At 39.4% G+C, this 23,818-nt stretch carries 16 protein-coding genes; 13 read left to right on the top strand and 3 right to left on the bottom strand.

Annotation, left to right across the window (positions count from 1 at the left end):
• Nucleotides 1-38: 38 nt before the first annotated feature.
• From L1S31_RS09175 to L1S31_RS09165, 3 genes are all read right to left on the bottom strand, one after another.
• Nucleotides 39-584, bottom strand: a complete 546-nt coding sequence (locus tag L1S31_RS09175) for a 2'-5' RNA ligase family protein (protein ID WP_236464431.1) — start codon at nt 582-584, stop codon at nt 39-41.
• 77 nt (nt 585-661) lie between these two features.
• Nucleotides 662-1,303 (bottom strand): endonuclease III domain-containing protein, encoded by a 642-nt coding sequence (locus L1S31_RS09170; protein WP_236464430.1) that lies wholly within the window; start codon nt 1,301-1,303, stop codon nt 662-664.
• Nucleotides 1,304-1,315: 12 nt separating this feature from the next.
• Complete coding sequence (locus tag L1S31_RS09165) at nt 1,316-2,179, bottom strand: alpha/beta fold hydrolase (RefSeq protein ID WP_236464429.1); 864 nt, start codon at nt 2,177-2,179, stop codon at nt 1,316-1,318.
• Nucleotides 2,180-2,255: 76 nt separating this feature from the next.
• Here L1S31_RS09165 and L1S31_RS09160 point away from each other — a divergent pair, with 76 nt between their 5' ends.
• The 13 genes from L1S31_RS09160 to L1S31_RS09100 all read left to right on the top strand — a co-directional run bounded on the left by L1S31_RS09160 (nt 2,256) and on the right by L1S31_RS09100 (nt 23,817).
• On the top strand, nt 2,256-4,196 hold the full coding sequence (locus tag L1S31_RS09160) for an alpha-1,4-glucan--maltose-1-phosphate maltosyltransferase (RefSeq protein ID WP_236464428.1): 1,941 nt from the start codon (nt 2,256-2,258) through the stop codon (nt 4,194-4,196).
• A gap of 7 nt (nt 4,197-4,203) precedes the next feature.
• Entirely contained in the window at nt 4,204-5,826 is a 1,623-nt protein-coding gene (locus L1S31_RS09155) for a maltokinase N-terminal cap-like domain-containing protein (protein WP_236464427.1), read from the top strand.
• A gap of 18 nt (nt 5,827-5,844) precedes the next feature.
• Nucleotides 5,845-7,410, top strand: coding sequence for a T9SS type A sorting domain-containing protein (locus tag L1S31_RS09150; RefSeq protein ID WP_236464426.1), 1,566 nt, complete (start codon nt 5,845-5,847; stop codon nt 7,408-7,410).
• Nucleotides 7,411-7,423: 13 nt separating this feature from the next.
• Nucleotides 7,424-9,328, top strand: a complete 1,905-nt coding sequence (gene glgB, locus L1S31_RS09145; protein ID WP_236464425.1) for a 1,4-alpha-glucan branching protein GlgB — start codon at nt 7,424-7,426, stop codon at nt 9,326-9,328.
• Between the two features lie 153 nt (nt 9,329-9,481).
• Complete coding sequence (locus L1S31_RS09140; protein WP_236464424.1) at nt 9,482-11,881, top strand: glycoside hydrolase family 31 protein; 2,400 nt, start codon at nt 9,482-9,484, stop codon at nt 11,879-11,881.
• Between the two features lie 37 nt (nt 11,882-11,918).
• Nucleotides 11,919-12,737, top strand: a complete 819-nt coding sequence (locus L1S31_RS09135; RefSeq protein WP_236464423.1) for a M48 family metallopeptidase — start codon at nt 11,919-11,921, stop codon at nt 12,735-12,737.
• A gap of 71 nt (nt 12,738-12,808) precedes the next feature.
• Nucleotides 12,809-14,128, top strand: coding sequence for an MFS transporter (locus L1S31_RS09130; RefSeq protein WP_236464422.1), 1,320 nt, complete (start codon nt 12,809-12,811; stop codon nt 14,126-14,128).
• 44 nt (nt 14,129-14,172) lie between these two features.
• Nucleotides 14,173-15,348 (top strand): fibronectin type III domain-containing protein, encoded by a 1,176-nt coding sequence (locus tag L1S31_RS09125; RefSeq protein ID WP_236464421.1) that lies wholly within the window; start codon nt 14,173-14,175, stop codon nt 15,346-15,348.
• Between the two features lie 229 nt (nt 15,349-15,577).
• Nucleotides 15,578-18,028: an endopeptidase La gene (gene lon, locus L1S31_RS09120; RefSeq protein ID WP_236464420.1), complete on the top strand. Its 2,451-nt coding sequence runs from the start codon at nt 15,578-15,580 to the stop codon at nt 18,026-18,028.
• A gap of 132 nt (nt 18,029-18,160) precedes the next feature.
• Complete coding sequence (gene porQ, locus L1S31_RS09115; RefSeq protein ID WP_236464419.1) at nt 18,161-19,192, top strand: type IX secretion system protein PorQ; 1,032 nt, start codon at nt 18,161-18,163, stop codon at nt 19,190-19,192.
• Between the two features lie 54 nt (nt 19,193-19,246).
• Nucleotides 19,247-19,942, top strand: a complete 696-nt coding sequence (gene cmk, locus L1S31_RS09110; protein ID WP_236464418.1) for a (d)CMP kinase — start codon at nt 19,247-19,249, stop codon at nt 19,940-19,942.
• 73 nt (nt 19,943-20,015) lie between these two features.
• Nucleotides 20,016-21,269, top strand: a complete 1,254-nt coding sequence (locus tag L1S31_RS09105) for a nucleoside permease (protein WP_236464417.1) — start codon at nt 20,016-20,018, stop codon at nt 21,267-21,269.
• A 70-nt stretch (nt 21,270-21,339) separates the two neighbouring features.
• Nucleotides 21,340-23,817, top strand: coding sequence for a DUF7619 domain-containing protein (locus L1S31_RS09100; protein ID WP_236464416.1), 2,478 nt, complete (start codon nt 21,340-21,342; stop codon nt 23,815-23,817).
• The last annotated feature ends 1 nt before the right edge of the window (nt 23,818 follow it).

The following is a 23,818-nucleotide window of genomic DNA, read 5'->3' as shown; positions in this document are numbered from 1 at the left end:
GAAAACCCTGTTCATTTAGTTGGACAGGGTTTTTTGTTTTATAGGGTTTTGCCAAAGCTAATTTTCTCAACTATATCTGAATATTGTTTTGTCTGCTCGTTGAATTTACGAACATATATAGAATCACAATTAAATTGCAAATCAATAGCTATAGTCTTGAAAAGTTCAAAGGCCACTTTCATTTTATCTCCATGAAGTTGTCTTGCAATGCTCATATGGGCATTGGCGTTTTTTTTATCAATTTTGAAACCTAGAAATTCATGAATATTGATGATAATGTTATCAAGATAGGATTTTGAGACTTCGTCAGGAGCGATGAAAAATGCGCCGGATTGGTCAAAACTTCCCAGCGAATTAAGCCTTACGTTTTGAGGGACAATGCTTTTACAATATTCCCTGATTTGCGCAATATAAAGCTGGAATTCCATTTCATTGGAAAATTGAATTACCGTAATGTGAGCGGCAGCATTGGCGCTACCAAACCAACCTATCTTGTTTTTTAATAATTGTTTATAGGATTTTACCAAATCGGATTGTGGGTGATTTGGAAAAATAACCAATGAATAAAGCGGAATTTCTTTCATATCGATAGTTAGCGTGAGCGATAGGAGCAAGTGCCGTGCACTGCGGATAGCGCGACCCGAAGGGGCACGCCCACAAATTAGGAGTTATGCAGTTTGCAATATTCGCAATGGTCGCTTACCACACATTCGCTATGTTTTGGGTTTGTTGGACGACAGGTTTCCCTTCCCAAAAAGGATATTGCCATTCCGATTTCGCCCCAGATTTCCTTAGGCAGCACTTTCATCAACTCCTTTTCGACCTTGTTTCCGTCTTTGGATTCGGGTACGATTCCGATGCGTGGCGCCACTCTTATGACATGCAAATCGCAGACGATTCCTTCTGCAGGGACTTCGGCTTCGCGCATGATGACGTTTGCCGATTTTCTTCCGATGCCTTTAAGGGCAACCAATTCATCCATTTTTGTTGGGATGTTTTTATCCTCTTTGAGGGTTTGCGCAATTTCGATTAGCCAGCTTGCTTTTGTGCCAAAATTTCTAACTTTCGATATGTATGGGATGAGTTCTTCAATAGAGCTTTTCGACAATGCTTTCATATTGGGGAATGCCTCGAAAAGCGGTGGTGCTATTTTATTGATATTGGCATCGGAATCCTGTGCCGATAAAACCACCATGACCAGTAACTGATAAAGGTTTTGATAATCTAAAGGATGTTTTTTGTTTTTATACTTTTGGATTAATGGTTTAAAAACTTCTGCCCAATCTGTGGTTTCTTTTGCCATAATGCTGTTGTTTTAATTTGAAATAAAGTTAATTATATTTTCAATGACATTTTTATCGCCAAGGATTTTTCGATGGCCTAGTTTTTTGGTAATAAGCAGCTTGCTGTTTTTTAGATGCTGATGGATGTTATGTGCCGCTTTGAGATTGATATCTTCATCATTTTCGTCGTGGATTACCAGAACCGGGATTTCCACCGATCGTGCTGCAAGGCTCGCTGAATAACTTTCCATAGCAACCTGGTGTTTTTTTTCAAAATAGGCTTTCATCATTGAAGCTATTCCAGGCTTGAGCTCCATCTTTAAGACAAAGTCATCCAAAATATCCTGAATGATATCACCACTTCCGATGATTACGGCTTTTTTTATCTTTAATCCTTGTTTTATCGCATTCAAGATTGACATGCCGCCCAACGAATGGCCGACTGCAAATTCGAATGGGCCAAACTGTTTTTCGATTTCAAGAATAGAGGCAATGAATTCGGGCATCAGCGTGGTTTTACTGCCTGATTTTCCATGTGCCGGAGCATCAAAACTAATGGTTGAAAATCCTTTGTTCAATAATTCGTCGGCAATCTTTACCAGCTGTGTCCCGCGTCCTGACCAACCGTGGACCAACAATACTTTGCGCTTGGTTTCGCCGTAGTGATAGATGTTTATTTCTTTGTTGATTTTTGGAACGAAAAGTTTTTCCTGACGGCTATTTTTCTCCATATCCAATTCCCTCTTTGGAATCCTGTGTTTTAGCGGAGTTGTAAAGAGTTTTGCGGCAAAAAGTGTCGCCAGTTTTGGGGAAATAGCTTGTAAAAATTTAGCAGTTCGTGTAATTACTTTCGGAATTTGCAATGTTTGATTGGGTATGTCTGCTTTTTTTGTCATTTCCATAAAATTATACTGCAATTTACAACCTATAATATTTTTATCTAAATTACAACTTCCTAAAATTACAATTAAAATGCAAAACCAAACCCGAATTATCATTGAAAATGTTTCTCCACAACTTGACGGTGGAGCTTTTTTTATCAAAAGAATTGTTGGTCAAAGAGTAACAGTTACCGCAAATGTTTTTTCAGATGGTCACGATGTTGTGGCCTGCAGCGTGAAATTCAAACACGAAAAAGATAAAAAATGGCAGGAAATCAGGATGGTTGAAACCGGGAATGATGAATGGATTGCAGAATTTAAGGTAGAAAAACAAGGGTTTTATTCCTATTTTGTGGAAGGTTGGGTTGATTATGCATTGAACTGGCAGCACGGAACACAGCGAAAAATTGAAGATAACCAACAAGTAAAATCGGAATTGCTCGAAGGTGCCGAATATTGCGAAGCCATTTTAAAGGAAGTGAGCAAAGAAGAGAAAACCTATTTAAATTCCGCCATTAAAGCATTTCAAGATCCGAAACAATACGATAAAGCTGTTGCAATAGCGTTGTCTGCGGAATTGCATCATATTTTCAAACAATATCCAACGCGGACATTGGCAAATGCTTCTCACGAATTAAAGATTTATGTAGATAGAAAGAAAGCATTATTCAGCACGTGGTATGAATTTTTCCCGCGTTCAGCTTCGCAGGAAAAAGGAAAGCACGGAACCTTTAAGGATTGCGAAAAACTCCTGCCAAGAGTAGCCGCAATGGGATTTGATACCTTATATTTTCCGCCAATCCATCCTATTGGAGAAGTAAACCGAAAAGGAAAAAACAATGCTACCAATGCACAAAAAGGAGATGTGGGCTCGCCTTGGGGAATTGGCTCCAAACATGGCGGCCACAAAGCCACGCATCCTGAATTGGGAAGCATTGACGATTTTAAATCGTTGGTCAAAACCGCAAAAAAATTAAATATTGAAGTCGCAATGGATTACGCATTGCAGGCTGCACCGGATCATCCTTATGTTAAGGATTTTCCACAATGGTTCAAATGGCGTCCTGACGGAACAGTACAGTATGCCGAAAATCCACCAAAAAAATACCAGGACATCCAGCCGATTTATTTTGAAAGCGGTGATTGGAAAAACCTTTGGAAAGAGTTGCTGGATGTGGCTTTGTTCTGGGTTGAGGAATGCGACATCCGAGTGTTTCGGGTGGATAACCCGCATACAAAACCTTTCTATTTCTGGGGCTGGCTTATTTCCGAAGTAAAGAAAAAGCATCCCGATGTTTTGTTTTTGGCAGAAGCATTCACACGTCCTAAAATTATGCATGAGCTTGCCAAACAAGGCTTTACACAATCCTATACGTATTACACCTGGAGGAATACGAAAGCGGAGTTGATTGAATATCTTGACGAATTAACCAAAACGGAACAAAAGGAATTTTTCCGCCCAAACTTCTGGCCCAATACTCCGGATATTCTGCCTTATGCTTTGCAAAGCGGACATGAAAGTGTATACCTTCACAAGTACTTTTTAGCTGCAACACTGAGCTCGAGCGTTGGAATTTACGGACCGGTTTATGAATACATGGTTTCGGAAGCCATGCCGGGAAAAGAGGAATACCACAATTCTGAGAAATATGAAGTTGTGAACTGGGATTGGAGCATTCAAAACAAACTCATCACAGTTATATCAAGATTGAATAAAATCAGGCACGAACAGCCTTCACTGCAGCAAACCAATAACATCCAATTTTGCGGTACCGATAACGATCAGGTGATTGCGTATTACAAATTTGATGACGACAAACTCGACGAAACCCTGATGGTATGCAGCATCGATCCCTATTATGCCAAACAATCCTGGGTTCAGCTGCCTTTGCAACAATTGGGAATCCAGCCTGGACAGCCAATCCGTGTCGTAGAGCTGATTACAGGAAACAGTTATATTTGGGATAAGGAATGGAATTATGTTGAGCTTCATCCATCGCTGCCATTTCATTTGTTTAAAATTTTAAAATAACTTTAAAATGGAAAATGCCAACCAAGATACTTTTTCAACACCCTTTATTTTCAAGACCGACTGGAAAACAGCTTTTGAAGATGAAGAGTTTATCAAAGTATTCTCATCCGATATTTTAGAAAATTACATCATCAATAAGCGTTGGTATGGTGGAAAAGCAAGTACGCTGAAGTATATCGAAGTGGTTGACCATTTCAAGATTACCTCTAAAAAAAACAGCTATTATGGTGTACTTTTGGAAGTAAATTTCAAGGAAGCATTTTACCAACATTATTTTATGCCGTTGGCTTTCATGGCCGAAGAGGAACTCGATACGAGTACGATTATTGCACCTGTAAAAATGGGCAGCCAGCAGGGTTTTCTGGTGGATGCATTACATCAGGAAGATTTCAGGAAGTTGTTGTTTGAGAACATTGTCCAATCTAAAGTAAGCAAGGAATTCAAATTGGTTTTCCACAAAGGAACCAAGTTTGAAGACAAGGAATACAAAAGTTCCAAATTCATGGGATTGGAACAAAGCAACACTTCGATTATCTATAACGATGCCTTTGTTTTAAAGATATTCCGCCGCATTTATGTCAGTACGAATCCCGATTATGAAATCAGCCGTTTCCTAACAGAAAGAATGCATTTTGAAAGTTCGCCTGCGTATACCGGAAGCATCAATTTGGATTTGCCCGAAGGCAATATTACATTAGGACTGATGCAGGAATTGGTTCCGAATCAGGGCGATGCGTGGAAATTTATGCTCGAAGAAGTTGATGGCGTTTTCACCAACCTGAAAACCAAGAAAATCAAAATTGAAAAACTACCTTCAATTCCACTTTTCAAAAGATTGAAAATCAACGAAATTCCGCCCGAAATCATTGACTGGGTTGGACTCAGCTTATTCCTTCGCATACAAACACTTGCCAAACGCACAGCCGAAATGCACATTGCGCTTGGTGGCGACATACACGATACCGCATTTACACCAACAACCTATAATGGCGATTACACCGTTTGGTTGAAGAACAGAATGCTGTATCAATTTCAAAACCGATTGAACATTATTGAAAACAGCCTGCATAAATTAGACGGACTGGCTTTGGAATTGGCGCATCAGTTTATGGAAAACAAAAAACTGGTTCGTAAGCATTTTGTGGATTTCGACTGGACGAAAATGAAATCGGAGCGCATTCGTATTCACGGGGATTATCATTTGGGGCAAATATTGGTCAATGGTGATGATTTTTATTTGTTGGATTTTGAAGGCGAACCCGAAAGTACCATTCGAGACCGAAAGGTAAAACAGCCGCCACTAAAGGATGTTGCCGGTTTGTTCCGCTCGTTCCATTATGCGATTTACGCAACGATTTTCAACAATAAGGACAAATATCCGTTTGACCAGGAACAGCTTTTTACAGCAGGTGAAATCCTGTTTAATTATTTCGTCGGAGTGTTTTTGGAAACTTATGTCGAGAAAGCGCAAAACGGAAATCTGAACATTGGTTACAACCACGAAATCGACTTCCTGCTAAAATACTGCCTGATTGAAAAAGCAGTTTACGAGTTGGGCTACGAACTCAACTCACGCCCGCGTTGGGCTGTAATTCCGTTACGCGGGATCCAGAGTATCATGGGATACTAATAAATTTTAAAATTTTTTATGAAAAACAAATTACACGCCTTTTTATTTTTATTGACAAGCATTACTGGGTTTTCGCAAACACTGGATCCAACTTTTGGCACCAATGGAAAAGTCATTACCCATATAAGCGATGATCAGGATGCCATCACTTCAATCGCATTGCAGCCTGATGGAAAGATTGTCGCCAGCGGAATGTCAAGAGAATTGGGAGAATTCCGGACACTGGTGTGCCGTTATAATGCTGATGGTTCCTTGGACACGTCTTTTGGAACCAATGGAAAAGTTGTGTTTAATGAGCTATTTCACGAATCAATTAATTGTAAACTGAAATTGCAAAGCGATGGGAAAATAGTAATCGCAACAAATAAAGGTGATTTTGAATTCAATTATAATTTTATGCTGGTGCGTTTGAATAATGATGGTTCGTATGATTCCGGTTTTGGAAACAATGGTGTCGTAATTACCGATTTTGAAACGGGTACTGCTAGTAATATTGTCCGTTCCATCGAATTGCAGCCTGATGGAAAGATCATTTTAGGAGGTGAATGCAGTGGTAATGATGGCACTGGCAGTCAATACGAAAATTTCGCCATAGCCCGATACAATACTGATGGAAGCTTGGATTCGGGTTTTGGAACCAATGGGAAAGTTTCGATTAATATTGGTTCGAATTCCATCAGCAGTTACAGCATCGATGGGATTTATTCAGTAAAATTACAATCGAGCGGTAAAATTATTTTGGCAGGTTACACTGACGCTCAGAACAGTATTGAAGTTTATAATGCGGCCTTGGTACGATTGAATACCGATGGTACAATTGATACGGCATTTGGAACCAACGGGAAAACAATCACTAGCTTTCCTGTAGCTTCTGCAGGTATTGGTTCTATAGTCATAAATAGTGATGATAGCATTGTTGCAGGGGAAATTGTCGGTTTTGGTTCAAATGACAATACCAAAATTGACATCCTGAAATACGACGCCAATGGTAATCTCGATACTTCATTTGGAACTAACGGACGTACCATCACACAGGTAAATGCTACTGCTATGCGCGATACTATTTGGGAAATGGCATTGCAGCCCGATGGCAAAATACTGGCCACAGGATATTCTGTGAACGCAACAATTGATATGGTTTTACTGCGGTACACAGCAAGTGGTATTTTAGATACTACATTTGATGGAGATGGAATTCTGCTTACTGATTTTAACAACACTGCCGATGGTTCTTACGCGTTATTAGTCCAGCCAGACGGGAAAATTGTAGTCGGAGGATTATCGGGGTTAAACCCAAATTATGAATTCGCCCTGGCACGATATACATTTGAAAATTTAAATATTTCCAATCCGGAAAGCAAGGGTTTAAAGATTTATCCAAATCCGGTAAAATCGATTTTAAATATTCAGAATGCCGGAAATGCCGTTATCAAAAAAACAACTGTCACTGATGTCACTGGAAAAAAAATAATAGAACAAGAAGCTGTTTCGCAGCTAAATGTTGAAAGCCTAACGCCGGGAATTTATTTCCTCGAGCTGGATTATGAAGGCGGAAAACAGACAGAAAAATTTATAAAACAATAAACACAACAGTATAATGAACCAAGTACAGCCACATTCGCTTTTTACCGATTTCGATATCGATTTATTCAAGGCAGGAAAGCATTTTAAGTTATACGAAAAAATGGGCGCACACCTTATTGAGGTGAACGGTGTAAAAGGCGTTTACTTTGCGGTTTGGGCACCATCGGCACGTTCGGTTTCTGTGGTTGGAGATTTCAATTATTGGATTCAGGGCGAGCACCAATTGAATGTGCGTTGGGACGCTTCCGGCATTTGGGAAGGATTCATTCCAGGAGTTGAAAAAGGCACGACCTATAAATATAAAATCCAGTCCAATAACGGCGGAATCATCACTGAAAAAGCCGATCCATTTGCTTTGTATTGCGAGCATCCACCGCAAACGGCTTCTGTCATTTGGGATTTGGACTATAAATGGAAAGACAAAAAATGGATGGACAGCCGAAAGGACAAGAATGGTTTAGACAAGCCGTTTTCGGTATACGAAGTACATTTGGGTTCGTGGCGCAGGAATAAGGAAGGCAAGTTTTTGACTTATCTCGAATTGGCGGATCAATTGGTAGATTACGTAAAGGAAACCGGTTTCACGCACGTTGAGTTTATGCCAATAATGGAATATCCTTACGATCCATCATGGGGTTATCAGTTGGTTGGTTATTTTGCACCGACTTCCCGTTTTGGAAAGCCACAGGATTTTATGGTTTTGGTAGACAAACTGCATCAGGCCGGAATAGGAGTGATTTTGGATTGGGTTCCATCGCATTTCCCTGATGATGCTCACGGACTTGGATTTTTTGATGGTTCCAATTTATACGAACATCCCGACCGAAGAAAAGGGTATCATCCTGATTGGAAAAGTTTAGTTTTTAATTATGGACGAAATGAAGTGCGTTCGTTCCTTATCAGCAATGCGATTTTTTGGCTGAGCCAATACCACGCTGACGGTTTACGTGTTGATGCGGTTGCTTCGATGCTTTATTTGGATTATTCCAGAAAAGATGGCGAATGGGAACCGAACATTTACGGTGGAAGGGAAAACTTAGATACGATTAGTTTCCTAAAGGATTTCAATGAAGCAGTTTATTCCAATTTCCCCGACACACAAACCATTGCCGAGGAAAGTACCAGTTTTCCAATGGTTTCGCGCCCAACATTTATTGGCGGGCTTGGATTCGGAATGAAATGGATGATGGGCTGGATGCACGATACGTTGCAATATTTCAAAAAGGAAAGTGTTTACAGAAGATACCATCAAAATGATTTGACTTTCTCGATGACGTATGCTTTTACGGAAAATTTTATGCTTCCGCTTTCGCACGATGAAGTGGTTTATGGTAAGCATTCCATTTTAGGAAGGATGACCGGCGATGAATGGCAGAAATTTGCCAATCTTCGTTTGTTGTATGGCTATATGTTTACACATCCGGGAACGAATTTATTATTTATGGGAGCTGAGTTTGGGCAAAGTTCTGAATGGAATTTTGAAGGAAGCCTGGATTGGCATTTGCTGCAGTTTGGCTATCACGATGGTATCAAAAAGTGCATCACCGATTTAAACAATCTGTACAAAAACAATCCGGCGCTGTATGAAAAGCAGTTCCACGTAGATGGTTTTGAATGGATTAATTATACCGATAGTGAAAATGCTGTATTGAGTTACATCCGCAAAGGAAACAACGAAAAGGAAAGCCTCATCGTGGTTTGCAATTTTACTCCGGTTGTACGTGATAATTACCGTATTGGTTTGCCGACAAAAGGAAAACTGACACAAATCTTCAATTCCGACAGCACCGAATATGGTGGAAGCGGAGTTGTGGCTTCCAAACCAATCAAAATTGATAAAACACCTTGGAATTACAGGGATTATTCGGCAGAACTGACTTTGCCACCGTTGGGAGTTTCGGTCTATAAAATTTCGTAAAAGGTTCTATTAATTCGCCACGGAAGCTCAACATTCCGTGGCTTTGTTTTTTTATCATTAATCGCAAACGTTGTAGTTGAAAACTACTCATCCAACTTAATAGGTTTTAGGTTCCATCTTTGTAAATTTGGCACTCGACACAAAAAAATCCATATGATTACCAACCAAGAATTGGAATACAAAGGAGACCAGTTTCCTTCCAAAGTAATTAGTTTTGAGCAAGATGTTGACAGTATTTATTTTCATACCGTTAACAATGTCATTTTAAAGATTACCATTCTCCGCGATAGTTTAATCCGTTTCAGGTACACAACCAAAGGTTATTTCAGCAATGATTTTTCGTATGCCATTGACAAAACACAATCGCATGGTTACAACCAATTGGAAGTTGTTGAAGAAAATACCTATTACCTGATAAAAACCAGCAAGGTATTTTGTAAAGTCAATAAGAAGGATTTAAAAATATCAATTCACGACATTGACGGATTTACCATTCTCGAAGATGAAATCGGTTTCCATTGGGAAGAACATTATGAATATGGCGGCAACATTGTAAAAATGAGTAAAGTCTCCAAAGACGGAGAAAGTTTTTACGGAATGGGAGACAAGCCAACACATTTGAACCTAAAAGGAAAGCGTGTTGAAAACTGGGCAACCGACCAATACGCATTTCATAAAGACCAGGAGCCGTTGTATAAAGTAGTTCCATTCTACATCGGATTGCACCACCACAAAGCCTACGGCGTTTTCTTTGATAATACGTTTAGGACTTTTTTTGATTTTTGCCAGGAAAAACGAAATGTAACGAGCTTTTGGGCAGAAGGTGGCGAAATGAATTACTACTTTGTTTATGGCCCGAAAATGTCGGATGTGGTTACGACTTATACGCATTTAACAGGAAAACCGGAGCTTCCGCCAATGTGGACTCTAGGTTACCACCAATGTAAATGGAGTTATTATCCGGAAAGTAAAGTAAAGGAAGTTACCAGCAAATTTAGGGAACTCCGAATTCCGTGCGATGCCATTTACCTCGATATTGATTATATGGAAGGTTTCCGCTGCTTCACCTGGAGCAAGGAATACTTCCCCGAACCAAAACGAATGGTTGCCGAACTGGCTAAAGATGGTTTCAAAACTGTGGTCATTATTGATCCCGGAATCAAAATCGATAAGGATTACTGGGTGTACCAGGAAGCCTTGAAAAATGAATATTTCTGCAAACGTGCCGATGGCCCTTATATGAAAGGAAAAGTCTGGCCTGGTGAATGCAATTTCCCCGATTATACCAATCCGGAAGTCCGCGAATGGTGGGCAGGATTGTTTAAGGAACTGATTTCGGAAATAGGCGTGAAGGGCGTTTGGAACGATATGAATGAACCCGCAGTTATGGACGTTCCGGGAAAAACTTTTCCTTATGATGTCCGTCACGATTATGATGGAAATCCGTGCAGCCACAGGAAAGCACATAATATTTACGGAACGCAGATGGCACGCGCAACCTATGAAGGTGTAAAACGTTTTGCGTATCCGAAAAGGCCTTTTATCATCACGCGTTCGGCTTATTCGGGAGCACAAAGATATACTTCGTCCTGGACTGGCGACAATGTTGCAAGCTGGGAACATTTATGGATTGCCAACATTCAAATGCAACGAATGTCGATCTCGGGAATGGGATTCACAGGTTCTGACATTGGTGGATTTGCGGAACAGCCTTCGGGCGAATTGTATGCTCGTTGGATTCAGCTTGGAGTATTCCATCCCTTCTGTAGGACACACTCTTCGGGAGATCATGGCGAACAGGAACCTTGGTCGTTTGGCGAAGAAGTAATCGACATCACAAGGAAATTCGTTGAATTGCGTTACCAATTGCTACCGTATTTGTACACGATGTTCTGGCAGTATGTCAATGAAGGAACGCCAATGCTGAAGCCTTTGGTGTATTTCGATCAGGATGACATGCACACACATTACCGAACGGATGAATTTATTTTTGGTAACCAGATTTTGGTTTGCCCAATATTGGAACCCAATGCACAAGGACGCAGAATGTATATCCCAAAAGGAAATTGGTACAACTACTGGACAAACGAACTAGTAGAAGGCAAAAAAGAACTTTGGATCAAAACCGATTTTGACCAGATTCCTATTTTTGTAAAGGAAGGAGCCATCATTCCTAAATATCCGGTACAGCAATATGTGGGTGAATTGCAGTTTGATGAATTGACTTTGGATGTGTATTATAAATTAGGAAAGGAAAAATCAACCGTTTATGAAGATGCCCAGGATGGCTATGATTATAACAAAGGAAGATTTTCACTTCGCACCTTTACCTTAAACGGAAAAGAGAAAGAGCTTATCATTCAGCAACATAAGGAAGGAACCTTTGAAACCAATTATTCCAATTTCAGGATCAATCTCAAATCACTGCCTTTCAAAGTGAAGAAAATAGAAGTCGACAACGAAAAAATATCATTGGATTCACTTCAGTTTAATGGTGGCAACACATTGATATTATATAAAGATTTCACAGAATTACATATAATCGGCGCATAATATTTTCCTAAATTTGAAGTTACTAAAACCAAACGTTATGAGAAATAGAATTTTATTATGCGGTGTCGTTGCGATAGGCTTAGCCATATCGTGTGCCGAAAATCCGTTTACAGGAAAAAGTACTTTAGCCTTGGTTCCGAACAGTGAAATATTGCCTTCGGCATTTGCACAATACGGTACTTTCTTAAAGGAAAATAAAGTAATTTCAGGAACAGCAGATGCTAATAAAGTAGTAACTGTTGGGACAAAAATCAAAAATGCCGCTGAAAAGTGGCTGAATGCCAATGGACATCAGGGTTATCTGAAAGATTATCAATGGGAATACAAACTGGTTGAAAGCAAAGAAGTCAATGCCTGGTGTATGCCTGGCGGAAAAATTGTAGTTTATTCAGGAATCCTTCCTATTACAAAAGACGAAGCAGGTTTGGCTACCGTTTTAGGACATGAGGTTTCGCATGCTTTGGCCAATCATGGGCAACAAAGGATGAGCGCCGGAATGTTGCAACAGTTAGGAGCTGTTGGAGTTGCTGCGGCAACAGGAGGCAAAAGTGCCGAAACCCAACAGATTGCAATGACCGCTTATGGTGCCACTACAGAAATTGGAGGAATGCTGCCTTTTAGCAGAAGCCACGAAACAGAAGCCGACCAGATTGGTTTAACGCTGATGGCAATCGCGGGTTACAATCCAGAGCAGGCAGTTGTTTTCTGGTCAAGAATGTCAAAAGCTTCGGGAGGAAATGCTCCGCCAGAATTTATGAGTACACACCCTTCAGACCAAACAAGGATTGCCAACTTAAAAAAACTGGTTCCGGTGGCAAAAGCAGAAGCCTTGAAATTTGGCGTAACGTTTAAATAACATGCCAATACCAAAAAAAGAGTATATTTAATCCCGATTTAAGTCGGGATTTTTTATTTAAAAGCTTTTTTATGCCAATACTTCCAAAAGGTCACCCAAAATTACTCAACGCCTGGGCTTTCTATGATTGGGCTAATTCGGTTTACAGCCTTGTGATTGCTTCGGCAGTTTTTCCAATATTTTATAATGCTTTATTTGACAAGGACAATCCTTATGTCACGGTGATGGGTTATAGTTTTAAAAACTCGGCACTAATCAGTTTTGTGACAGCCGGAGCTTTTTTGTGCGTGGCACTTTTTTCACCATTGCTTTCCGGGATTGCAGATTATATGGGGAACAAGAAAATATTCATGCGCATCTTTAACTATATCGGTGCCTTATCATGCATAGGGCTGTATTGGTTCGATATTCAGAATATCGGATTGGGTCTGATGTTCTACTTTTTCGGATTGATTGGTTTTTGGGGAAGTTTGGTTTTCTATAATTCGTATTTACCCGATATCGCTTTTCCTGAACAACAGGATAAAGTCAGCGCCAAAGGTTATTCGTTGGGTTATATCGGAAGTGTCATACTGCTGATCATCAATTTGGCAATGATAATGAAACCAACGCTTTTCAACATTTCAGGAACGCCTGGCGAAGCAGCGATGAAAGCGATGCGTTATTCGTTTATGACGGTTGGAATCTGGTGGATTGTTTTCAGTAAGTACACTTATTTCTATCTTCCAAAAGGAAACTCCAATAATAAGGATGTCAGTTTTTCGATAATTTTCAAAGGTTTTAGGGAACTCAAAAAAGTCTGGAAAATGCTACAGTCTGAAATTCCATTAAAAAGATATCTGCTGAGTTTTTTTGTTTTCAGCATGGCGGTGCAGACGGTGATGCTTGTCGCAACTTATTTTGGAGCACAGGAAATCGAGTGGAGCAGTCCCGAAGAAAGCCAAACCGGATTGATAACATGCATTCTTTTAATCCAGTTAATCGCTATAGCCGGAGCACTTCTGACTTCAAAAGCTTCAGCGAAATTTGGGAATATAAACGTGCTGATTGCGCTAAATGCTTTTTGGCTATTGCTTTGCGGAATGGCGTATTTTATGACTACTCCAATGCATTTTTATGTTATGGCAAGTTTGGTCGGATTGGTAATGGGTGGAATTCAGTCTTTGGGAAGATCGACTTATTCCAAACTTTTACCGGAAACCGAAGACACGGCTTCTTTTTTCAGTTTTTTTGATGTCTCCGAAAAAATAGGAATTGTTATCGGAATGATGGTGTATGGCTTAATTGACCAAATCACTGGAAGTCCGAGATTTGCAATTGTATTTTTGGGCGTATTTTTCTTAATAGGCTTGTTATTATTATTGAGAATTCCGAAAAAAGCATTGCGGTAAATTCAAAAAAAATTATATTTGGACAATAATTTATCAAATCTATCATGAACAAATTTAAATTCATCACAGGAATTCTACTAATCCTCACATCTTTTACTTTCACTTCGTGTGAAAATGAACCTATCGATGGTGCATTAAACCCAGATGATTTTGGCAATTGTGATACTCCTACTGCTTTTGTAGCTAGCGATTTTGCAAGCAATGCTGTTACATTAACTTGGGAACCTGGAAGTGATGAAACTTCATGGACTGTTGAATATGGTCTTGAAGGGTTTGCGCACGGTACAGGAACAACTGTAGTTTCCTCAAATCCAACCTGCATTGTAACTGGTTTAAATTCAAATAACAGCTATGATTTTTATGTAAAGGCAAATTGTAGTGAGAGTTCAAGCAGTAATTGGGCTGGGCCTGAAACTGTAGAAGCTGTTCAGACGAATCCAAACTGCCATAATCCTGGAGGTTTGACTGCTGTTAGGGATACGGGTGTAAATACCAATGTGAATCTTCTTTGGATTGCCGGAGGTACAGAAACACAATGGGAAATTCAATTCGGACCAGCTGGATTTGCACTAGGCACAGGAACAACTGTCACTTCGAGTAATACTACTGCAACGGTAACCGGTGTTTCGGCCAGCGGGAATTTTGATTTTTATGTAAGGGCTAAATGCTCTGCAACTGAAAATAGCGGATGGGTTGGGCCAACACACGTAGCTGCAGTAAGTACAGGACCGGTAGGCACACCTGCTTACATGAACGCAACCGTAAATGGCCAGTCTTTTACAGGCATGAAACCTTTCCTTTATACGTTTACAGGTTTAAAGGCAAAATTGGCTACAAGTGATCCTTCAAAAGTATTGTGGATTCAAGGGGATTCAAATGCGCTAGACCCAACTTTGGCCAATAATGTTGAAATCAATCTTAGAATAAATGAGGCATTTTGGGCACCGGGAACCTATACCCTTTACGGAGCATTTGAAGCGCCTGAAGTAGCTGCGGAAGTGGACTTGATAATTTCAACTCCTACAAATCCTATCGCAACTATTGAAATTGAATCGGCTGGAACTATTACGATTACTGAATTCAATGTAACAACAAAACGTATCAGGGGAACCTTCAGTTTTTCATACATGCTGGATGATGGAACCAATCCTCCTACAGGACCTTTTCAGGTAACTAATGGCTCTTTCGATTTTGAAATGGAAGACGCTGTGTTCCAATAAAAAGTCTTATGATATCATAAAAAAAACCGCCTCGTCATGACAACGAGGCGGTTTTTTTATGGCACAATACTTGACTGATTAGGTAGCTAATCGTTAATATCGGATTCTATGTCGATTTTAACCAAAATCAACTGTTGTACATCGATTTTAATTTATTTCCTAAGATAGATGTCCTACATTTGTTAAGCATTACTAATTTTTTAATGTCATTTTGACCTAATCAAACACTATGTCAAACCGCAATATTATTTCTTTTGACAATTTGTCACTACAAGAATTCGATACCGAAACCGATTTAATTCCTCTTTTGACGCCCGAAGATGAGGAAGAAATGAATAATGAAGAACTTCCCAGTTCTTTGCCAATTTTACCTCTACGCAACACCGTTTTATTTCCCGGAGTTGTTATTCCAATCTCAGCAGGAAGGGACAAATCCATAAAGCTTATCAACGATGCCAATGCAGGAAATAAGATTATTGGTGTGGTGGCCCAAAAAAACGAAGAAGATGAAGATCCAACCAAAAACGATATCTATCCTGTTGGAACAGTAGCCCAAATCCTTCGTGTATTAAAAATGCCTGATGGAAATATCACAGTAATCCTTCAGGGCAAAAAACGTTTTGAAATTGATGCCGTTACTGCTGAAGTACCTTATTTAAGAGCTACAATCAAAGAAGTAGAGGAAAAAAGGCCAGGCAAGCACGACACCGAATTTAACGCCATCACTGATTCCATCAGGGAACTGGCAATCGAGATTATAAAAGAAAGCCCAAACATTCCAACCGAGGCTACCTTTGCCATCAAAAACATTGAAAGCCAGTCGTTCCTTATCAATTTTGTTTCATCCAATATGAATCTTACGGTTAAGGAAAAACAGGATTTGTTGGCTGTGAATGTACTTAAAGAACGCGCACTTGAAACTTTGCGCTATATGAATATTGAGATTCAGAAACTGGAGCTCAAAAACGACATACAGTCTAAAGTCCGTTTTGATTTAGACCAGCAACAGCGTGAGTATTTCCTACACCAGCAAATGAAAACCATCCAGGAAGAATTGGGTGGCGTTTCGAATGAGCAGGAAATAGAGGAAATGCGTATGAAAGCGAAAGCTAAAAATTGGGATGCAAAAACAGCGAAACATTTTGAGAAAGAGATTTCCAAAATGCAGCGCATGAATCCGCAGGCTCCCGATTTTGGAATTCAAAGAAGTTATTTGGAGTTGTTTTTGGAATTGCCATGGAATCAGTATTCCAAAGACAATTTCGATTTAAAACGCGCCCAAACGATTTTGGACCGTGACCATTTTGGACTTGATGATGTTAAAAAAAGAATTATCGAGCATTTGGCAGTTTTAAAACTGCGTAACGATATGAAATCGCCAATCCTTTGCTTGACAGGACCTCCGGGTGTTGGTAAAACTTCGATTGGAAAATCGATTGCAGAAGCATTGGGAAGGGAATATGTTCGTATATCACTTGGCGGTTTGAGGGACGAAGCTGAAATCCGCGGCCACAGGAAAACTTATATTGGAGCAATGCCCGGAAGAATTATCCAAAGCATTAAAAAAGCGGGAACTTCGAATCCTGTATTCGTTTTAGACGAAATAGATAAATTGTCGAATTCGCATCACGGAGATCCTTCTTCAGCTTTACTTGAAGTTTTAGATCCTGAGCAGAATAATGACTTTTATGACAATTTCCTTGAATTGGGATATGATCTTTCAAAAGTAATGTTCATTGCAACGTCCAACAATATGGGGACCATTCAACCTGCCTTAAAAGACAGGATGGAAGTGATCCGAATGTCGGGTTACACCATTGAAGAGAAAACAGAAATTGCGCGGAAACATTTGCTGCCAAAACAATTGAAGGAACACGGATTAAAGGCAAAGGATTTGTCGATTGGCAAAAAGCAATTGGAAAAAATTGTGGAAGGCTACACTCGTGAATCCGGAGTTAGGAATCTGGAACAAAAACTTTCACAGGTTATTAGAAACGCAGCCAAATCGGTAGCGATGGAAGAGGAGTACAACACCAAACTTACCGATGAGGATATTGTCAAAATTTTGGGTTCACCAAAAATGACACGTGATAAATCGGAGAGCAATGAGGTTGCAGGAGTAGTGACAGGTTTGGCATGGACTTCTGTTGGAGGAGATATTTTATTCATAGAATCTTTAATTTCAGCAGGAAAAGGAAGCCTAACACTAACAGGGAATTTAGGAACAGTAATGAAGGAATCGGCAACGATTGCTTACGAATACATCAAAGCTAATGCAGAATCATTTGGCCTGACGAACGAATTGATAGGCAAGTATAATATTCATTTGCATGTTCCGGAAGGTGCAACACCTAAAGACGGACCAAGCGCAGGAATTGCAATGCTGACTTCTTTAGTGTCGTTACTTACCCAAAAGAAAATCAGGAAAAACCTTGCCATGACGGGTGAAATTACACTGCGTGGAAAAGTGTTGCCTGTTGGCGGAATCAAGGAAAAAATACTGGCTGCCAAAAGAGCCAACATCAAGGAGATTATCCTTTGCCACGAAAACAAAAGCGACATCGAAGAAATCAAGGCGGAATATATTGAAGGTTTGAAATTCCATTATGTAAAGGAAATGAGCGAAGTGATTGCAGTGGCGTTGACCAATGAAAAGGTTAAAAATGCTAAAACACTTTAAGTTTACCTCAAAAATAAAATGCAGAAGGCATAAGTGAATTGAAGCTTATGCCTTTATTTTTAACTTTTTTTCATACCATATAAAATAATATCTTCGCATTTCCGTTATAGTATATAGCATAAGTAATTTTTAATGTTTAAAAAAGTAATTTGTATTGGATTTTGTCTCGCCAGTTTGGTCAGTTTTGGTCAAATTGGAGGAAAGTCAATATACCAATTTTTAAACTTGGTTACTTCGCCAAGGCAGGCAGCTTTGGGAGGGAAAGTAATTACCTTCTACGACAATGACGTCAATCAGGCGCATTTCAATCCCGCAAACATCAATCCTGAAATGGACAACAAGCTTTCGGTGAATTACGGAAGTTTATTTGGTGAAGTTACCTATGGCACAGCTTCTTATGCCTATACCTACGACCGGCACGTTCAGACTTTTTTTGGCGGAATCAACTATGTCAATTACGGGAAATTTGATGGTTATGATGAGAATGGTGTTGAGACTTCAAGCTTTACCGGAAGTGATATTGCGCTGACTTTTGGCTATGCCTATAACATTCCTTTTTCTGATTTTTATTTAGGTGCCAATGCCAAACTGATTTCCTCTTCGCTGGAAACCTATAATTCCTTTGGAGCTGCAGTCGATATTGGCGCGATGTTTATTGATACCCGAAACGATGTCAACTGGGCGATATCCATCAGGAATATAGGAACCCAAATCACAACTTATGCCGGAACACGTGAAAAACTTCCTCTGGAAGTGTTGATTGGTGTTTCCCAATTGATGGAAAATGTCCCAATCCGCTGGCACCTGACTTTGGAAAATATGCAGCAATGGCAGCTTGCCTTTTCAAACCCAAACCGTGCTCAAGGTGGTTTGGACGGGAGTTCAACCCCTGAAAAAGTTTCTGTTTTTGGCAATGCACTACGCCACGTGATTGTTGGGGTTGAGCTATTTCCTGAAAAATCCTTTAATTTGAGGTTGGGTTACAACTTTAGGAGAGCCGAAGAATTGCGTATCTTAGAGCAGCGAAATTTCTCCGGGATTTCGGTTGGTTTCGGATTAAAGATGAACAAACTTAAATTCAATTATTCCTATTCGCGATACACTTTGGCAGCCAACACCAGTTTATTTGGCCTGACCATAGATTTCGCTGACGGAGGATATTAACATCATCATGTTTGAAACCCAAGGTTCACGAACACCAAAAAAAAAAATAAAATTGTGAGTAAAAAGATTACCATTGCGATAGACGGATTTTCATCAACAGGGAAAAGCACCTTAGCCAAACAACTTGCCAAACATTTAGGCTATGTATATGTTGATACCGGTGCAATGTACCGCGCAGTAACTTTTTTTGCGATGCAGAACGGTTATATTTCCAATGACTTTTTTGACAAGCAGACGCTGATTAACAGCCTACCTTATATCAAACTCCATTTTGTATTCAACCCTGAAGTTGGTTTTGGCGAAATGTACCTCAATGATGTCAATATCGAAAAGGAAATCAGGACACTCGAAGTTTCAAATTTTGTGAGCCTTATAGCTGAGGTTTCCGAAGTTAGGGCAAAATTGGTCGAACAGCAACAGGAAATGGGCAAAGGGAAAGGAATTGTGATGGATGGCCGTGACATTGGAACGGTAGTTTTCCCAAAAGCCGAACTCAAGGTTTTCATGACAGCAAGCTCGGAAACACGTGCCCAAAGGCGTTTTGAGGAATTGCAGGAGAAAGGCCAAAGCGTTTCTTTTGAGGAAGTCCTGAAAAATGTTGAAAACCGTGATTATATCGATACACATCGGGATGATTCTCCTTTGCGCAAAGCAGATGACGCCATCGAAATTGACAATTCCTATCTAACCAAAGACGAGCAATTCAATGCCGTTTTGGAAATGGTGGACGATGTGACGAAATCGTTGTAAATATTTGTTTATCTCAATTTAAATAGTAGATTTACTGGCTATTTTTTTACTAAAAACCAAAAACTATTATTTTATGAGCATAAAACTAAGATTGACCTTAATGAGCTTTCTCCAATTCTTTGTATGGGGAGCTTGGTTGATAACTGTTGGTAATTACTGGTTTGCCACAAAACAATGGAGTGGAGCCGAATTTGGCGCCATTTTTTCTACCCTTGGAATTTCATCGATTATAATGCCTGCCATCACCGGAATCATTGCCGATAAATGGGTAAATGCTGAAAGGCTTTATGGCGTCCTGCACATCATTGGCGGATTGTTTTTATTGTACATTCCTGAAGTTACAGATCCGACTACTTTTTACTATGTGATTTTTGGGGCTATGCTTTGTTATATGCCTACGATTTCGTTGTCAAATTCAGTAGCTTATAATATTTTGAAAAGCAATGATTATGATGTGGTAAAAGTATTCCCGCCAATCAGGGTTTGGGGAACTATTGGGTTTATTGCGGCGATGTGGATTACCAACCTGACAGGAAATAAGGCATCAGCCACTATGTTTTACATTTCGGCAATATCAGCGTTTATTTTGGGAATCTATTCCTTCACCTTACCAAAATGCCCACCACAAAAATTAATCTCCGAAGATGCTTCTGTAGCAGAAAAATTAGGATTGAATGCCTTCAAATTATTTGGAACCTACAAAATGGCTTTGTTCTTTTTGTTTTCAATGTTTCTTGGTGGAGCATTGCAGCTGACCAATATGTATGGAGATGTTTATCTTTCGGAATTCGCTAAAGTTCCGGAGTATGCCGACTCATTTGTAGTGAAATATTCTACCATCATCATGTCGATTTCGCAAATTTCTGAGACCTTATTTATCCTTGCAATTCCGTTTTTCCTAAAGCGATTCGGAATCAAACAGGTAATGCTGATTTCAATGCTGGCGTGGGTTTTACGTTTCGGTTTGTTTGCCTACGGAAATCCGGTTGATGGTTTGTGGATGATTATCATGTCGTGCATCGTTTACGGAATGGCATTTGATTTCTTCAACATCTCGGGTTCATTGTTTGTTGAAACTACTACCGATTCTAAAATACGTTCGTCGGCGCAAGGTTTATTCATGATGATGTCCAACGGTTTTGGTGCTTTCTTTGGCGGATTGATCAGCGGAATCATTATTGACAAATTCTTTACCCACGATGGTGTGAGGGATTGGCACCACATCTGGCTTTCATTTGCAGGATATGCTGCCGTCATAGCCTTCCTGTTTGCTTTTATGTTCAAACATGAGCACAATCCGGACGAAGTGAAAAATACAAGACATTAGAAATATTAAAGCCTTTTAAAATTATTTAAGAGGCTTTTTTCATACATTTGATTTAGAAACAACCAACTTTATGAAAAAAAGCTACTTCATTCTTTTTGTATTTTGCTTCGTATTAGGGTTAAATGCCCAAGTCATTAATTTTCCTGATGCTAATTTCAAAGCAAGGATTCTGCAGTCCGCCACTACTAATTATGTTGCTAAGAATTTGGCGGGAAATTACTTTAAGATTGATGCCAACAGCGATGGCGAAATTGAGGTAGCTGAAGCACTTCAGGTAAGTATGCTGAATGCTTCTTATGCAAGCATCAGTTACCTTGATGGATTGGAGAATTTTTCAAACTTAAAGGAATTCACTTGTGGCAACAATAACCTTACGGCAACTGACTTTACAAACCTGGTGAATTTAGAAACCCTGGGATGTTCCAATAATCAGTATGCAATATTGGATTTATCGGGTATGGTAAATTTAAAATACCTCGAATGCAATAGCAATCCAATTGATAATCTCAATCTTTCTACCAATAGCAGTTTAGAGTATTTGGCTTGTAATTCAAATAATCTTACTTCATTGAATGTTAGCGGGCTTAGCAGTTTACGACAATTGTTTTGTGGAAGCAATCATATCTCATCGCTTAATGTTTCGGGTCTTGCTAATCTAGGTTTGTTGGAATGCCCTAATAATATGATGACCAATTTAAATATTTCGGGAACACACCTTCAGCAGTTTAACTGCTACAACAATCAATTGTCTTCTCTTGATTTAACGGGGCAGAACCCTGTAATTTTTTACTGTGGCAATAATTTGCTTACTTCTTTGAATTTAAGCAATATGACGAATTTAGGCACCCTTAGTTGTATCAATAATCAAATTACCGAATTAAATCTGGAAGGCTGTCAGAATTTACAAGGCCTGAATTGTTCCAATAATTTCATAACCACTTTAAATTTAAATGATTTGGTTCTGCCGCAGGGATGTATTGAAGGTTGTACCGCATATTTCAATGTTTCCAATAATAATTTGACAAGCCTGTTTATGAAAGGGGGAAGAACCGACATAAACCTCACTTTTAGCGGCAATCCAAATATTCAATACATCTGTACCAACGAAGCACTGATACAGGACTTGACAACCAAAGCTACTAATTATGGTTACACCAATTGCAATGTAAATAGCTATTGCAGTTTTACTCCGGGCGGAGTTTCCTACACCATTCAGGGGAATAACAGGTATGATGAGAATGGAAATGGATGTGATTCCTCGGATGGAGCTTTACCAAATTTAAAGTTCAATATGTCAAGCGGAACTGTTTCAGGCACTGTAATATCAAATTTTTCAGGAAGTTATTCAATTCCGGTTGCAGCAGGGACACATGCAATGATTCCTGTATTGGAAAATCCAGATTATTTCAGTATTTCTCCTTCCAATGTATCGGTTTCCTTTCCAGCGCAATCCAGTCCATTTACTCAGGATTTCTGCATTACTGCTAATGGAATCCACAACGATTTAGAAATTGCAGTCGTGCCTTTAACCTTAGCAAGGCCAGGATTTTTGGTTGCCTATAAAATTATCTTTAAAAATAATGGTACAAATACTCAGTCGGGTACAATTGCAATGACTTATGACGATCCGATATTGGATTTTTTAAATGCCTCGCCGATAATGCCAACACAATCTTTAGGGGAACTGAATTGGAATTTTAATAATCTGCATCCATTTGAAACCAGAGAGATTTACGTAAACTTTAATTTAAATTCACCAACAGATTCACCTGCAGTAAATGGTGGAGATATTTTAAATTACTACTTTACCATTACAGGTGCAACAGATGAAACCCCATTGAATAACAGTGCGCTTTTACTTCAAAATGTGACCAATTCATTGGATCCAAATAATATAACCTGTCTGGAAGGTACCACATTAGCTCCTGATAGGATAGGGGATTCTGTTCATTATATGATTCGTTTTGAAAATAACGGTACAGGAAATGCACAAAATATTGTGGTGAAGGATGTGATTGATACTGCTAAATTTGATGTTGCCAGTTTGATTCCGCTTGATGGCAGCCATTCTTTTGTAACCAGGATTTCCCAAAACAACAAGGTGGAATTTATTTTTGAAAACATCAACCTGCCTTTTGATGATGCGCATAACGATGGGTATGTACTATTCAAAATCAAAACCAAACCAACATTGGTTTTAGGAAATACCTTTAGCAATACAGCCAGTATCTATTTTGATTATAATTTCCCAGTCGTTACCAACACGGCAACAACCATTATTGCTGCTTTGGGTAATTCTGATTTTGAGTTGTCGAATTATATCACGCTATATCCAAATCCGGTGAAGAATGCATTGAATATCCAGGTTAAAAATGGCATTCAGCTTTCCTCGATGAGTGTGTATAATGTTTTAGGGCAGTTAGTCCTGATTGTTCCAAATGCTGATGGACTCAACAGTATTGATGTCTCGGATTTAAAAACCGGTACTTATTTCGTTAAGATTAATTCAGATAAAGGCACAGCAACTGCCAGGTTTACAAAAGAATAAG

The sequence above is a fragment of the Flavobacterium wongokense genome (genome assembly GCF_021608265.1).
Classification (GTDB): domain Bacteria; phylum Bacteroidota; class Bacteroidia; order Flavobacteriales; family Flavobacteriaceae; genus Flavobacterium; species Flavobacterium wongokense.
The sequence above is the reverse complement of the archived record's forward strand: the minus strand, read 5'-3'. Positions and strand labels throughout refer to the sequence as shown.